This window comes from Paraburkholderia suaedae, from assembly GCF_040812055.1.
Lineage (GTDB): Bacteria > Pseudomonadota > Gammaproteobacteria > Burkholderiales > Burkholderiaceae > Paraburkholderia.
On sequence record NZ_JBFOAH010000025.1, the window covers coordinates 102,256 to 116,949 of the forward strand.

Sequence of the window (14,694 nt, forward strand, 5' to 3'; positions counted from 1 at the left end):
TCATTTGATACGTCGTGCGCACTGATATCGCGTTCCATTGCGCCGGTCATCAAGCCGGGAGTGTTGTGGGATCTTGTGCTGCGTGCAGGAAGAGACTTCGCGTGTCTGGCAACAGGACCTCGGCATGATGCAACATAAATTCACTGCTGAAGATTCCGGCCAGACGAGCCGCCCGGTCGAACCGAAACGCGCCGAGCAGCGGCGGGCACAGGAAACCCGATCGGCAATTCTCGACGCCGCGTTGGCAGAGTTCGCGTCCAGACATTTCGACGCGGCAAGCATTCGCAGCATTGCAGATCGGATTGGTTTGCAGCATCCTCTCATCACGTACCATTTCCGAACCAAGGAGATTCTTTGGCGGGCGGTTGCCGAATACGTATTCGAGCGTATCCGCCGGGAACGCGATGCCAATCTGACTGGGCCGGATTCGGGAAGCGCAGTCGAACGAGTGAAACTGGCGTATCGGGCGCTATTTCACTTTACCGTGGAGTACCCCGAGTTTCATCGCTTCATGCTTCAAGAGGCCTTGGGATGCAGTCCGAGGCTGCAATGGACCGCGGATACGCTGCTCAAGCCGCTGATCGATTGGCTTTTACCGCAGATTCGTGCCGCTCAGGATGAGCAGAAGTTGCCGAGGGTCGAGCCGATCATTTTCCACTATATGCTGATCAGTCTGACGTCGACACTCTCGGGCTTTGGTCCGGAAATTTCGGCGACCAGCAATCTTTCTCCGTTGGATCCGGCGGTGGTCGACGCTTGCTGGAAGACTGTCGAGCAGCTTGTTTTTTGAATGCTGAAGCTGCCGGCAACGACGGTTGCCGGTGTTGTCATACCGCGGGCATTCACGGCTTTGGCGAAGTCCCTTCGAATGCGCGCTGCAGCAACGCGCGAATTTCGTTGCGTTCCAGCGGTCGCGGATTCCAATACGCGTTGCTGCACGCGAGGTCGGCCGCCTGGTCCAGTTGGTCTTCGCGCAAGCCGACGTCTTTCAATGCGATGGGCGCGCCGTTTGCACGCGCAAGTTCGAACAGGCCTTGGGCGGCGCTCTCATGTCCCACTGCTTTCGCAATGCGCTTCATCGCGTCGGGTGCAGCCTCCGTGTTGTAGGCCAATGCATGGGGCAGCACGATGGTGTGAGTCGGGGCGTGCGGCAAGTTGAAGCTGCCGCCCAGTGTATGGCAGAGCTTGTGATGCAGCGCCATGCCTACACTTCCGAGCACGGCTCCGCACAGCCAGGATCCATACAGCGCATCCGCGCGTGCGGAGCTGTCGCTCGGGTTGGCAAAGATGCAAGGCAAGCTGCGGGCGAGCGCCGCGATACCCTCTTCGGCCATCAGGCTGGTAAGCGGGTTCGCGTCGCGTGAATACAGACCTTCTGCCGCGTGCGCGATGGCGTTGATGCCGCTAGTGACTGACATGCCGACCGGCAACGTCAGCGTCAGATCCGGATCGTAGATCACCGTTTTGGGCAGGACACGGATATCGGTTCCCGTTTTCTTGAGGCCAGCATCCGTCAGCCCGTAGATCGGTGTCATTTCGCTGCCGGCGTAAGTGGTGGGAATCGCGAGGACGGGCAGGCTTGACTCGAGTGCAATCGCTTTGGCGAGACCGATCGCCGAACCGCCACCAACCGCGATGACGCAGTCGGCGCCCAGCGAGATGGCGACCGTTCGTGCTTCGACAGCCAGTTCGAGCGGTACGTGCATGGCGGCGCGATCGAAGAGGCCCACTGAGCGGCTTTCCAACTGCGCGGAAAACGATGCGCCGAGCGCATGTTGTTCCGGACTGCAGAGCACCAGTGCGCGCTGCGCGCCAAGCGCCAGCAATTCGCGTTCAAGATGAACGCGTGATCCATTGCCGAATACGACACGGGCAGCACGGCCGTTGTGGACAAAGTCTGATGTGGGCACGGTGAACCTCGAAGACGAAAGATGCGCTTGACGGGCCGCCGAGCGACTCGCCGTCAAGGTGAGGTGCTCAGGGATGGGGCGACATGCCGCCCAGTAGATCACGCAGCATGGCCGGCTGGATTGAGAACGAAGTCGTAGTCGAGCGTGTAAAACGGCGTATCCATTCGCGTACCATCGGGCGCGACACCGGGCGGGTGCTCGACCCAGTCGGCCACCAGGCTCGAACGCACGCCGAACACGGCGTCCGATTCGAGGTACTTGTCACCGTTCCGGAAAACATGCGTGATCAACGGTTCGTACCCCGCCGCGTTGATCCAGAAATGCAGGTGTGCCGGGCGCCAGGGGTGTCGTCCGAGCGCCTCGAGCATGTGGCCGACCGGACCGTCGTGCGGGATCGGATAAGCCTCTGCGAGGATCGAGCGAAAATGAAAGCGTCCGTCGGCAAGCGTGTGCAAGCGGCCCCGGCCGCGATGCTCGACATCGCCTTGCTGCGGGGCGGCGTATTGCACGTCGTAGTTGCCGTCTTCATCCGATTGCCAGACTTCGAGCGCCGCACCGGACACCGGCTCGCCGTGAAGACCGCGGACCTGGCCCGTGACGAAGCACGGCAGGCCTGAGGCGCCGTTGGAGATGTCGTCACCGTTCTGGTATTCGGGCGCCCCTTCGACGAAGAAAGGCCCCAGCACCGTGGCCTCCGTGCATTCGGAGGGCTTGCGGTTGTTCTGCGTGGTCGTCAGCATCGACAGGCCGAGCGTATCCGACAGGAGGATAAACTCCTGGCGCTTGTCGTCTGTGATATGGCCGACATCGGTCAGGAAGTTGATGGCGTAGAGCCACTCGCTTTCTGTCAGCTTGACCTCTCTTGCGAAAGAGTGCAAATGCTGGACCAGGCTCGTCATGACCGTGCGCAGCCTGTCATTGCCGCAGTCCGACATCGCTGCGATCACTGCCTGTGTGATGGTGTCTTCGTTGATGTTGCGCATTGCCTGTCTCCGCATCTGTGCTGACTGATCTCACTCCGGAGGAGCGGCCATGTCCGCACTCTAGCGAGGTTCAGGAAGAAAAAATATGCGCTATAGTGAAAAGAATTTTCCTTAGAGCGGAAAAATCATTCGATGGATCGTTACACGCAGATGGAGTTCTTTGCGCTGACGGCAGAACTCGGCAGCCTGTCCAAAGCCGCCGAACGGCTCGGCATTTCGAATGCAGCGGCGAGTCGGATGTTGAGCGCGCTCGAGGATCGTTTGGGGACACGTCTGGTCGAGCGTACGACTCGCCGGCTGTGGCTGACGGATGCGGGCCGTGAGTATCGGCAGCGTTGCGCTTCGATTCTCGCGGACATCGCGGAAGCGGATACGGCGGTCAGTGACATGGCATGGCGACCGCGGGGAGTGCTGCGTGTAACGAGTTCCGTGTCTTTCGCAGTCTTGCATATCGCGCCATGGCTTCCGGAATTCAGACATCGCTATCCGGAGCTATCCGTCCATATCACGGCGGCGAACCGGTATCCAAATTTCATCGAGGCGGGAATCGATTGTGCGATTCGCACGCGCGAACATGAGGGAGATTCTGGCATTACCGTCCGGCGGCTAGCGCACACTCGCCGTGTGCTGGCCGCGTCACCGGCGTATCTGGCAAAGCATGGCGTGCCGGAAAAGCCTGAAGATATTGCCCATCAGAACGTGCTCGTTTATAGCTACGCGACGAACCCCTATCTGTTGCAATTCAAACGAGGCAGGGAGCGGCGCAACATTCCGATCAATGCGGTGCTGGAGTCCAACGAAGGGCAGGTTATCTGCGCCGCGGCCCGCGCAGGACTGGGGATCGTAGTTCAGCCGCTGTACATCGTTCACGACGATATCGTCGCCGGTCGGCTGGTGCCCTTGCTGGGCGATTGGGAGCTTCCCCCGCTGACGATCAACCTCGCCTACCAGAGCCGACGGAACCAGCCCGCGAAGATTCGGGTATTTGCCGATGCGTTGAGCGAACATGTCAGGGGGCTGGACCTCGAGAATCGCTGGAACGCGGTGCCTAAAATTGCCGTGGCTGCACGGATCGCGCCGAAAAGCCGGGTTTCCGATTCCCGGTAGCGCGACACCAACGCAGCGCCGCGCAAGGCTCGCATGAGCCAAGGGCTGAAGCCCTATCCCTCACGACAGAGAGCGCTCGCCCCAAAGCCGGGCGAAGCCGAACTGTGCCTGATCGCTTCGATGGATTCTTCCGTTTTCTGGAAGTCTATTTTCCAACACACGCATTTTTTTTCGCCGAAGATCGGCTTATGCTTTGTTCTAAACTTGGCGATCGGAAAATATAATAACTTCAATTTGAATCCATTTTGTGGGACGAAGCGATGATCAGGCACATAGTGATGTGGCGGGTTGCGGGCCGGACCGAGAGCGGACGCCGCCAAACGGCTACTCGTGTCAAGAGTGAGTTCGAGAGCCTTCGAGGCTTGATTCCTGGCTTGCTCGAACTCGTGGTGGGACTCGACGTCAGCGAGGTCGACTACGCGTGCGACGTCGTCCTGGTGGCCGATTTCGAATCGGACGCCGCCTTGGAGGCCTATGCGAACCACCCTGAACATCTTCGAGTTCGCCAGGCACTTGCTGGCTTGCGGGAGACACGTCATCAGGTTGACTACTATCCAGCCTAGGGCGGCTGTCTTCAACTATTCACACGGCAGTAAAGGATGAGCCCTCGAGGTGGGGGCAACAACGAAGTCGGAGCGGACGCCGTGTGTCGAAGAAACGCGACCCATGTGCCGAACAATTTCAATTTCGAAAATATCAAGGTAAGCCAATGAGAGCGACATATAGAGCGGCGTTGTGGGCGTTGGCGGTATGGATTTCTACCGTTGCCTATGCGCAAGGGCCGGCGTCCTCGGCGACGGCACAAACCGGCGCCACCATGGCCGGTGAAGCGTCGCAACCCGGCGTCTCGAAGAAGGCCGAACGTGCCGCGAACCGCGCGTTTGCGAAGAAAGTGCACCAGGCGTTGAACAGGACGAAGGGCTTGGGTGGGACCGAAATCGCGGTGTTCGCCGATGCGCGAACCGGTGAGGTAGTTCTGGGCGGTTTTATCGATGAGCAGGACCAGGAACACATTGCAAGTGACGCCGCCAGGAAGGTGCCGGGCGTCAAATCGGTCAGCAGCAAATTGACGTTGCGGCCCCAGCTCTGATTTCAGGAATGCGGCGCAAACAACAACATCATCTGGATCGGTTCGCGTAGCGGCCAGACTGACTCCGTACCCGTTCTAATGCAACGACGCCGTGGCGGAGGTCGCGACGGTGCAGCTTTCCTGCTTTAGAAGGTTCAGCGCTGGTGACGGTGGACGCCAGCCAACTTCCTTCCTTTTGTTCCACCAACAAAGTTTCATTTCAGGAGGTCGTGATGGAAGGTTTCAAATTTCTTCCACTGCTGGGTCGCATCTTGATGGGGGGACCGTTTGTGATCAGCGGGTTGGGCAAGCTGGTGGCATATGGTGCGACGGTCGGCTACATCGCGGCCATGGGCCTGCCGGTACCGCCACTCGCGTTTGTCGTTTCGGTGCTGATCGAACTGGGCGGTGGCCTGCTACTGTTGTCGGGCTACAGGGTCCGTATCGTGTCGCTGGCGTTGGCAGTATTCTGCCTGGTCACGGCGATCATCTTCCACCACAACTTCGCGGATCATAACCAGTCCATTAACTTCTTCAAAAACGTGATGATGGCTGGCGGCCTTCTGCAAACCGCCTACTTCGGGGCCGGCGCGTTCAGCCTGGACGCGCTGTTCGGACGGCGCGAAACGCAGCTGTCATCGCTGGATGCGCGCTAAGGCACGGTATGCAGGTGACGAACGCTCTTGCGTCTCGTCACCGGGAGCCTTCCTTCGCGTGGCGACCGCAACCGGAGCGATCGGTCCGGCGTGCGAGGTCGCACCACGCATCGAGGTGTTCGTGCACCGGAATATCGCGAACGTGGTCGTGCATTCGGATTTGAACTGCCTCTCGGTGCTGCAGTACGCAGTCGAAACGCTGAAGGTCGAGCACATCATGGTCGTCGGCCATTACGGCTGCGGCGGCGTGCAGGCGGTCGCGGAGCGCCGCTCGACAGGGCTCGCCGACAACTGGTTACGCCACATCGAAGACATCGCGAACAGGCATGAGGCACGGCTCGAGTCGTGCGACGACACTGATCGAGGCCGGCGGCTGGTCGAGCTCAATGTCGTCGAGCAAGTCGCCAATGTCTGCCGCACGACGATCCTGCGGCGCGCATGGTCTCGCGGCCAGCGCATCGAGGTGCACGGCCTCGTCTATGACCTCGCGGACGGGTTGCTTCGCCGGGTCGGCGTGAGCGTGAGCGTGAGCGTGAGCGTCAGCGCAGGGCAGGGCAGGGCAGGGCAGGGCAGGCGTGGGACGAGCGGTATCGCGAATCGTTGCAGACACTGAGCTGAAACTTTGACACAAGAAACCGGGGGCATATATGCAGGCGCTAGATACGCAGGTCAAAGCGAGATCGGCTGAGTTTCGGGCCAATGCGGATGCGATGCGTGCACTGGTCGAGGACCTGCGCGCGAAGGCTGCGGAGGTGGAACAGGGTGGCGGTGCCGCTGCCCGCGACAAGCATGTCGCGCGCGGCAAACTGCTGCCGCGCGACCGGGTCGCGCAACTGCTCGACCCGGGTACGCCGTTTCTCGAGATCGGCCAGCTCGCTGCGTACGGCATGTACGAAGGCGATGCGCCGAGCGCCGGCGTGATCGCCGGCATCGGCCGCGTGCAAGGCGTCGACTGCATGATCGTCGCCAATGATGCGACCGTGAAGGGCGGTACCTACTACCCGATGACGGTCAAGAAGCACTTGCGTGCGCAGGAGATCGCCCAGCAGAACGGCCTGCCGTGCATCTACCTGGTCGACTCGGGCGGCGCATTCCTGCCGAAGCAGGATGACGTATTCCCCGACCGCGATCACTTTGGGCGCATCTTCTACAACCAGGCGAATCTGAGCGCACAGGGTATCCCGCAGATCGCGGTGGTGATGGGCTCGTGCACCGCGGGCGGCGCCTACGTGCCCGCGATGAGCGACGAGACCGTGATCGTACGCAATCAAGGCACGATTTTTCTCGGCGGGCCGCCGCTCGTGAAAGCAGCGACCGGCGAGGTGGTCAGCGCCGAGGACCTTGGGGGCGGCGACGTGCATACGCGCATCTCCGGTGTGGCAGATCATCTGGCCGAAAGCGACACGCACGCACTGTTCATTGCACGCCGCATCGTCGCGAACTTCAACCGCCGCAAGCCGTCAACAGTGACGCTCGAATCCAGCGAGGAGCCGCTCTACGACCCGCAAGAGATCTACGGCGTGATTCCGCAGGACACGCGCAAGCCTTACGACGTGCGCGAGATCATCGCGCGCGTCGTCGATGGCTCACGCTTTGACGAATTCAAGGCGCGCTACGGCACGACACTCGTCACCGGCTTCGCGCGGCTCTACGGCATGCCGGTCGGGATCGTCGCGAACAACGGCATCCTGTTCGGCGAATCGGCGCTCAAGGGCGCTCATTTCATCGAGCTGTGTTCGCAGCGCGGCATCCCACTCGTGTTCCTGCAGAACATCACCGGTTTCATGGTCGGTCGCAAATACGAGAACGAGGGTATCGCCAAGCATGGCGCGAAGATGGTGACCGCGGTGGCGACCGCACAGGTGCCGAAGATCACGATGCTGATCGGCGGCAGTTTCGGCGCAGGCAACTACGGGATGTGCGGGCGCGCATATTCGCCGCGTTTCCTCTGGATGTGGCCGAACGCACGGATCAGCGTGATGGGTGGCGAGCAGGCTGCGGGCGTCCTCGCGACCGTGCGCCGCGAAGGCATCGAGGCGAAGGGCGCTCAATGGAGCGCGGCGGAAGAAGAGGCGTTCAAGGCGCCCATCCGTGCGCAGTACGAGACGCAGGGTCACCCGTACTACGCGACTGCGCGACTGTGGGACGACGGCGTGATCGATCCCGCGCAGGCGCGCCGCGTACTCGGCCTGTCGCTCTCGGCGGCGCTGAACGCGCCGATCCTGCCGACGAAATTCGGCATCTTCCGGATGTGAGGCCGCAATGAAGATGCAACGCAGGGACTCAGTGCATACATCGGGAAGCGACCGGCGGCATGGATCGCCGCAAACCGCGCAAAGAAGGCGTGAAGGAGACCACACATGTTCAAGAAGATTCTGATCGCCAACCGCGGCGAGATCGCATGCCGTGTCATCAAGACCGCGCGCAGCATGGGCATCCCGACCGTCGCCGTTTACTCGGAAGCGGATGTGAACGCACGGCACGTGCGCATGGCCGATGAAGCGGTGCTGATCGGGCCGCCTGCCGCGGGCGAGTCGTATCTCGTCGCCAGCCGCATCCTGGAGGCCGCGAAGAAGTGCGGCGCCGAAGCGATTCATCCGGGCTACGGCTTTTTGTCGGAGAACGAAGAATTTGCCGAGGCCTGCGAGCGCGCAGGCATCGTCTTCATCGGGCCGCCCGCATCGGCGATCCGCGCAATGGGACTGAAGTCGGCGTCGAAGGCGTTGATGGAACGAGCGAACGTCCCGTTGACACCAGGCTACCACGGCGCCAATCAGGATCCGGCTTTTCTGGCGGCGCAGGCAGACGCGATTGGTTACCCGGTGCTGATCAAGGCGAGTGCTGGGGGTGGTGGCAAGGGCATGCGGCGCGTGGATTGCGCTGACGATTTCGAAGCCGCACTCGTGTCGTGCAAGCGCGAGGCGCGCAACGCGTTTGGCGACGACGACGTGCTCGTCGAGAAGTACATCCTGCAGCCACGCCATATCGAGATTCAGGTATTCGGCGATACGCACGGCAACTGCGTCTACCTGTTCGAGCGCGACTGTTCGGTGCAGCGGCGGCACCAGAAAGTGCTGGAGGAAGCACCTGCGCCGGGTATGACCCCCGAGCGCCGCGCGGCGATGGGCAAGGCGGCGGTCGATGCAGCCAAGGCGGTCGGCTATGTCGGCGCGGGTACGGTCGAGTTCATTGCGACGCAGGATGGCCAGTTCTACTTCATGGAGATGAACACGCGCCTGCAGGTCGAGCATCCGGTGACGGAGATGATCACCGGACTCGATCTGGTCGAGTGGCAGTTGCGCGTGGCGAGCGGCGAGCCGCTGCCGCTTGGCCAGGAGCAACTCGAGATCAACGGCCACGCCATGGAAGCGCGAATCTACGCGGAAGACCCGGACCGGGGTTTCCTGCCGTCCACGGGCCGGCTGTTGCATTTGTCGCCGCCGCCGGAGACCGATTACGTCCGGGTGGACAGCGGCGTCGAGCAGGGCGACGAGATCTCGCCGCACTACGATCCCATGATCGCGAAGCTGATCGTCTGGGGAAACGACCGTCGCCAGGCACTCGACCGGATGCGCCAGGCGCTCGCGCAGTACCGGATCGTCGGCGTCTCGAACAACGTCGATTTTCTGGCGCGCCTCGTCGCGGTGCCCTCATTCGCGAATGCGCAACTGGATACCGGTTTGATCGAGCGCGAGCATGGGCTCCTGTTTCCGGCCGCGAGCGACGTGCCAACGGAGGTGTGGCAGATCGCGGCATTCGCCGAACTGTTGCACGAGAGGAGCCTCGCGCAGAAGAAGGCCGCGCGATCGGTCGATCCGGATTCGCCGTGGCGCACGCTCGACGGCTGGCGCTTGAATGGTCGCGCCGAGCGGCAGTTGGTGTTCCGGGCCGGTGAAACGATGCAGGAGGTCGACATCGAGGTCGTCTCGGACGGCTACCGGTTGACCGTCGGCGGGCTGCAGATCGCCGCGCGCGGATCGCTCGGCCCGGCGAGCGAATTGCATGTGCAGCTCGGCGAGCGCCGGCTGCGTGCCGCGACGGTCGTCAGCGACGAGCGTCGACATGTGTTTTTCGAGGGGCGCGCATGGCCGCTCGTGGTCGTCAATACGCTGCGCGTTGGCGGTGCCGGACACGAAGTCGAGGGCGGCTTGCGCGCGCCGATGCCGGGTAAGGTCATCGCGTTGTCGGTCGAGCCGGGCACCCAGGTGGAAAAGGGCGCGCCGTTGCTCGTCCTGGAGGCGATGAAGATGGAGCACACGATCGTTGCGCCGCGCAAGGGCGTGGTCAACGCGTACCGGTTCGCGCCTGGCGATCAGGTGACCGACGGCGCCGAGCTGGTGGATTTCGAAGGAGCCGAATGATGGAACAGGTACGCATTGTCGAAGTCGGCCCGCGCGACGGGTTGCAGAACGAAAAGCAGAACGTTGCGACGGCCGTCAAGCTCGAACTGATCGAGCGTCTTGCGACCGCGGGGCTGCGCGATATCGAGGTCACCTCGTTCGTGTCGCCGAAGTGGGTCCCGCAGATGGCGGACCATGTCGACGTGATGCGGGGACTGCAACGCCGGCAAGACGTGAACTATCCGGTGCTGACGCCGAATCTGAAGGGATTCGAAGCCGCCGTGGCCGAAGGGGCAAAGCAGGTGGCGGTGTTTGCGGCCGCGTCGGAAGGGTTCTCGCAGAAGAACATCAACTGCTCGATCGATGAATCGATCGACCGTTTCGTTCCGGTGCTCGATGCCGCGAGGCGTCAGGGCGTCAAGGTCCGCGGCTACGTATCGTGCGTCGTGGCCTGCCCGTATGACGGCGCCATCGCCCCACAGCAGGTCGCGCATGTCGCCGCGCGGCTTCACGAGCTCGGGTGCCACGAGGTGTCGCTCGGCGACACGATCGGCGTCGGCACGCCGGCCTCGGTGATGCGGATGCTCGAGGCAGTCGCAGCGAGGGTGCCGGCCGACCATCTGGCCGGGCATTACCACGATACCTACGGGATGGCGGCGGCCAATGTCCATGCGTCGTACGAGTTCGGACTGCGCGTGTTCGACAGTTCGGTCGCCGGGCTGGGCGGCTGCCCGTACGCGAAGGGCGCGACTGGCAACGTCGCGACCGAGGACATCGTGTATCTGCTGCACGGGCTCGGGGCGAGCACTGGCGTCGATCTCGACGCGCTCGTCGATTGCGGTGCATGGATCTCGGCGCAACTTGGCCGGGACAACGGGTCGCGGGTGGGTCGCGCGGTAGTGGCTAAACGATCGTGAATTTCTTCCCTGGAGTTGCTGTATGAGCACCGTCGCCACCATCCCCCTGTCGGCCCTGAGGAAACCGGTTGTACAGGCGGCTGCGCGCTGGAGCGTCGAAGACGTCGGCGCACTGTTTGCGTTGCCGCTGATGGATCTGTTGCATCGTGCGCAGCAGGTACACCGCGAGAATTTCGACCCGAACGAGATCCAGTTGTCGACGCTGTTGTCGATCAAGACTGGCGGTTGCGCCGAGGACTGCGGCTATTGCCCGCAATCGGCGCATTTCGACACCGACGTGAAAGCGGGCAAGCTGATGCCGGTGGTGGAAGTCGTCGAGGCCGCGCGGACGGCGCAAGGCCAAGGCGCGACGCGCTTCTGCATGGGCGCCGCGTGGCGCAGCCCCAAGCAACGGGACATGGCCGCCGTGACCGAGATGGTCCGGCAGGTGAAGGCACTCGGGCTCGAAACCTGCATGACGCTCGGGATGCTGGACGCGGACCAGGCCGAGGCATTGAAAGACGCCGGCCTCGACTACTACAACCACAATCTCGATACGGCGCCGGAATTCTATGGCAGCGTCGTCAGGACCAGGACCTACCAGGATCGTCTCGATACGCTGGCCCATGTGCGCGACGCGGGCATTCATGTTTGCTCAGGGGGCATCGTCGGCATGGGCGAATCGCGTTTGCACCGGGCTGGTCTGATCGCGCAACTCGCGAACCTCGACCCGCAACCGGAATCGGTGCCGATCAACAATCTGGTGCAGGTCAAGGGCACGCCGATGGCCGGTACAGCGCCGCTCGATCGATTCGAATTCGTGCGGACCATCGCGGTCGCGCGCATCACGATGCGGCGGGCGATGGTGCGACTCTCGGCCGGACGTGAGCAGATGGACGACGCGGTGCAGGCGTTGTGCTTTCTGGCGGGCGCGAACTCGATTTTCTATGGCGACAAGCTGCTGACCACGGCAAATCCGCAGGCCGCGCGAGATAGGGTGTTGCTCCGTCGCTTGGACTTGCGGGTTCAGGGCGAGGGTGCGGCATGAACGCATTGCCATCATTGGCGCAATTCACGTCGCCGCTCGATCGACAAATCATCGACGAAGACTTTCTGGACGATCCCTATCCAACGTACCAGGTGCTGCGTGATGCGGGGCCGATCCACTGGAGCGACGAGTTCTTTGACGGGGCGTGGCTGCTCACGCGGCATGAGGACGTCGAGGCCATGTTGCGCGATCCGCGCTTCTCCGCGCGCCGAACGGGTGGCTGGGTGATGAACATTGGCGAAGGTGCGCGAAACGAACTCAAGGGGTTCCAGCAACTGTTCGCGCGGGCGATGCTGTTCCTGGATGCGCCGGACCATTCGAGGATACGCCGCGTAATGCAAGCGGGTTTCCGGCCGGACGCACTGCAAGCGTTGCGCCCGTATGTCAAATCCCTCGTCGACGAACTGCTGGACGGCGTGGACGCCGCGCGCGGCTTCGACTTCATGCAGCGGCTTGCGAGGCCGTTGCCGGCACGAGTCATTGCGAAGCTGATGGGCGTCGCCATGGACGCAGACGATCATTTCGTCGACTGGTCGGATGATCTCGCCGCATTCATCGGCACGCCGAGGCCGACGCTGGAGCAGGCCCGGCGTGCCCAGACGAGCCTGCTTGGCATGAGCCGGTACTTCGAGTCATATCTCGCGAGTGGCGGCGCGCAGGAGGGCATGGTCGGGTGTTTCGTGCGCGCGAAAGACGATGGAACGATCGCAGATGATGCGGAGCTGCTCGCGCAGTGCGCGATGTTGCTGTTCGCCGGACACGAGACCACGCGCAATCTGTTGGGCAATGGCTTGTATCACCTGCTGGCACGGCCCGGGCTCTGGGGCGAGCTTCGACGCGAGCCACAGCGGTTGACCGGGGCGGTGCGCGAACTGTTGCGCTTCGACAGTCCGGTCCAATACACGGGGCGCCGCGTGACGACCGATCTGGTGTGGCACGGGCAGCCGTTGCGCAAAGGGCAACTGATGCTTGGGCTGATCGGATCGGCAAATCGCGATCCGCGCCGCTACGAGCATCCTGACCAGATCGACCTCGCGCGCCGCGCCTTCGCGCCGCTCTCTTTCGGCAGCGGTCCGCATGTCTGCATCGGCGCCGCGTTGACGATGCTCGAAGCAGAAGTCGTGTTCAGCGAACTGATGTGTCGTTGGCCTTCCCTGACGATGTCGGCGCCTGCCGTTCGATGGAATCGCAATCCGGTCTATCGCGGGTTGGAGGTGCTGCACGTGCACGCTCCCGCGTCCACGCGAGCGATTGACCCAGCTATCTGAAATCCGCCCGCTAAAGCAGGTCGTCGAGCGCGCCTGCGTTCTCGTACAGCTTGAGCAGCATCGCGCGAAGTGACTCCACATCGCCGACAGCGAAATCGCGCAACACGACCGCCTCGTGCCGCTTGGCGATGGATGAATATTTTTCCGTTTGCGTGCGGCAGACGCGCCTGGGACAAGCAGCCTGAAAGTTAATGGCGCACTGGAAATCAAACCAGATGAAGTGCGAGATTTCTAAACGTTTCGATCGAGCTATAAAATTGTTCTTCTTCGATATATTCTGTCGGCATGTGAGCACATGAGATATGGCCCGGGCCATAAATCAGGCAGGGCGCAAGCTTGGAATACTCTGAAGCCTCGGTGCCCAGCCCGGAGACGGATGCACAACACCCCAGGATCCGTTCGGCGGCCTTCACAAGGTAGTGCCCTTCATCAAGCTCGGGAGGCGGCGCCTCCATCTTGATCGTCAACTCGACGCCATGCGCGGTTGCCGAGTCGCGAATTTCCTTCATTACAAAATCCGGATCGAAAGATTTCGAATATCGAAATTTAACGAGGCAGGTAGCTAAGCCGACCGTCGTATTGGGAAATGCACCATAGTTATCGATCACGAAATTCAGATCGCAAAATGGAGGATCATACTGATTGTCATGCAGCGTGACATCCTGACGCAGACGCAAATGCAGTTCCCGCAGATCGCTCAAGAACGGAACAAGAGAGATATTTGCGTTTTTGCCTTTCCCCGTCGATGAGTGAGCCTGGATTCCTTTTGCGTGCGCTATGAATTGAATATCCACGCGATGACCGCGCACCAGCCCGAGGTCTGTTGGCTCTGCTACCACGAAGCACTTCGGCGGCCTGCGGCGATTGAGGATCTCACTTCGTGCGACGACCTCGCGGACGCCTTGCTTACCGGCCTCCTCGTCGGCGGTAAAGATCAATATAGGCTGTGCTGCCGGATCGAGACTCTTCACCGCAGTGATGAAGGCCGCGATGGGACCTTTCATGTCAGTCGTGCCCAAACCGTAGATGCGTCCACCTTCCGTAACGAGTTCAAAAGGATTTCGAGTCCACGCAGTGTCTGGAACGGTATCCAGATGACCGGCAAACGTAACGGCGGATTGACTGGCCGGATTATAGGCGACAATATTTCTCTTTTTTACTCCGCGATTATCCAAATAGTCTATGAATTCTAATTCCCAATCCGCCAGTTCATTTGCGATTAAATCTGCTATTTCAATGTTTGAAACAAAACTTCTGGAGTCGATTGACACCATATCTTTCAACAATTTCAAGGCTGAATCAAATTGCGATGTCTGCATGACGGCGTTCGGATAAAAATGGCAGGAAGCGCCAATATGTTTTTACAAAAAGCACGGGTCAAGGCGAATTATTGGATGCGACTGTTCTAATTTTTGAG

13 protein-coding genes and 1 pseudogene are annotated in these 14,694 nt (G+C 61.4%); 11 read left to right on the forward strand and 3 right to left on the reverse strand.

Features of this window, described 5'->3' with window-relative positions; all coding sequences use genetic code 11:
• Nucleotides 1-124: 124 nt before the first annotated feature.
• On the forward strand, nt 125-790 hold the full coding sequence (locus ABQJ48_RS28315; RefSeq protein WP_367841265.1) for a TetR/AcrR family transcriptional regulator: 666 nt from the start codon (nt 125-127) through the stop codon (nt 788-790).
• A gap of 52 nt (nt 791-842) precedes the next feature.
• On the opposite strand, the gene ABQJ48_RS28320 is transcribed toward ABQJ48_RS28315, so the two are convergent.
• Together ABQJ48_RS28320 and ABQJ48_RS28325 are read right to left on the reverse strand one after the other, a co-directional pair.
• A complete protein-coding gene (locus ABQJ48_RS28320; RefSeq protein WP_367841266.1) occupies nt 843-1,910 on the reverse strand; it encodes a maleylacetate reductase in 1,068 nt (355 codons plus the stop codon).
• A 98-nt stretch (nt 1,911-2,008) separates the two neighbouring features.
• Nucleotides 2,009-2,893 (reverse strand): intradiol ring-cleavage dioxygenase, encoded by an 885-nt coding sequence (locus tag ABQJ48_RS28325; RefSeq protein ID WP_367841267.1) that lies wholly within the window; start codon nt 2,891-2,893, stop codon nt 2,009-2,011.
• A 132-nt stretch (nt 2,894-3,025) separates the two neighbouring features.
• Here ABQJ48_RS28325 and ABQJ48_RS28330 point away from each other — a divergent pair, with 132 nt between their 5' ends.
• From ABQJ48_RS28330 to ABQJ48_RS28375, 10 genes and pseudogenes are all read left to right on the forward strand, one after another.
• Nucleotides 3,026-4,000, forward strand: coding sequence for a LysR family transcriptional regulator (locus ABQJ48_RS28330; RefSeq protein ID WP_367841268.1), 975 nt, complete (start codon nt 3,026-3,028; stop codon nt 3,998-4,000).
• Between the two features lie 260 nt (nt 4,001-4,260).
• Nucleotides 4,261-4,563 (forward strand): Dabb family protein, encoded by a 303-nt coding sequence (locus ABQJ48_RS28335; protein ID WP_367841295.1) that lies wholly within the window; start codon nt 4,261-4,263, stop codon nt 4,561-4,563.
• Between the two features lie 83 nt (nt 4,564-4,646).
• Nucleotides 4,647-5,090 carry a BON domain-containing protein gene (locus ABQJ48_RS28340; RefSeq protein WP_367841269.1) on the forward strand — a complete coding sequence of 148 codons (444 nt, stop codon included), beginning with the start codon at nt 4,647-4,649 and terminating at the stop codon, nt 5,088-5,090.
• 212 nt (nt 5,091-5,302) lie between these two features.
• Nucleotides 5,303-5,725 (forward strand): DoxX family protein, encoded by a 423-nt coding sequence (locus ABQJ48_RS28345; protein WP_367841270.1) that lies wholly within the window; start codon nt 5,303-5,305, stop codon nt 5,723-5,725.
• Between the two features lie 103 nt (nt 5,726-5,828).
• Nucleotides 5,829-6,338: pseudogene (locus tag ABQJ48_RS28350) on the forward strand (carbonic anhydrase); the annotation flags it as partial.
• A 34-nt stretch (nt 6,339-6,372) separates the two neighbouring features.
• Complete coding sequence (locus tag ABQJ48_RS28355; protein ID WP_367841271.1) at nt 6,373-7,980, forward strand: carboxyl transferase domain-containing protein; 1,608 nt, start codon at nt 6,373-6,375, stop codon at nt 7,978-7,980.
• A gap of 105 nt (nt 7,981-8,085) precedes the next feature.
• A complete protein-coding gene (locus ABQJ48_RS28360; RefSeq protein WP_367841272.1) occupies nt 8,086-10,086 on the forward strand; it encodes an acetyl/propionyl/methylcrotonyl-CoA carboxylase subunit alpha in 2,001 nt (666 codons plus the stop codon).
• Nucleotides 10,083-10,982, forward strand: a complete 900-nt coding sequence (locus ABQJ48_RS28365; RefSeq protein WP_367841273.1) for a hydroxymethylglutaryl-CoA lyase — start codon at nt 10,083-10,085, stop codon at nt 10,980-10,982. The genes ABQJ48_RS28360 and ABQJ48_RS28365 overlap by 4 nt, the downstream gene beginning before the upstream one ends.
• 22 nt (nt 10,983-11,004) lie before the next feature.
• Nucleotides 11,005-12,009, forward strand: coding sequence for a biotin synthase BioB (bioB, locus tag ABQJ48_RS28370; protein WP_367841274.1), 1,005 nt, complete (start codon nt 11,005-11,007; stop codon nt 12,007-12,009).
• Entirely contained in the window at nt 12,006-13,277 is a 1,272-nt protein-coding gene (locus ABQJ48_RS28375; RefSeq protein WP_367841275.1) for a cytochrome P450, read from the forward strand. Before bioB ends, ABQJ48_RS28375 begins: the two co-directional genes overlap by 4 nt.
• Before the next feature lie 206 nt (nt 13,278-13,483).
• On the opposite strand, the gene ABQJ48_RS28380 is transcribed toward ABQJ48_RS28375, so the two are convergent.
• Nucleotides 13,484-14,596 carry a M20/M25/M40 family metallo-hydrolase gene (locus ABQJ48_RS28380; protein WP_367841276.1) on the reverse strand — a complete coding sequence of 371 codons (1,113 nt, stop codon included), beginning with the start codon at nt 14,594-14,596 and terminating at the stop codon, nt 13,484-13,486.
• Nucleotides 14,597-14,694: the final 98 nt, after the last annotated feature.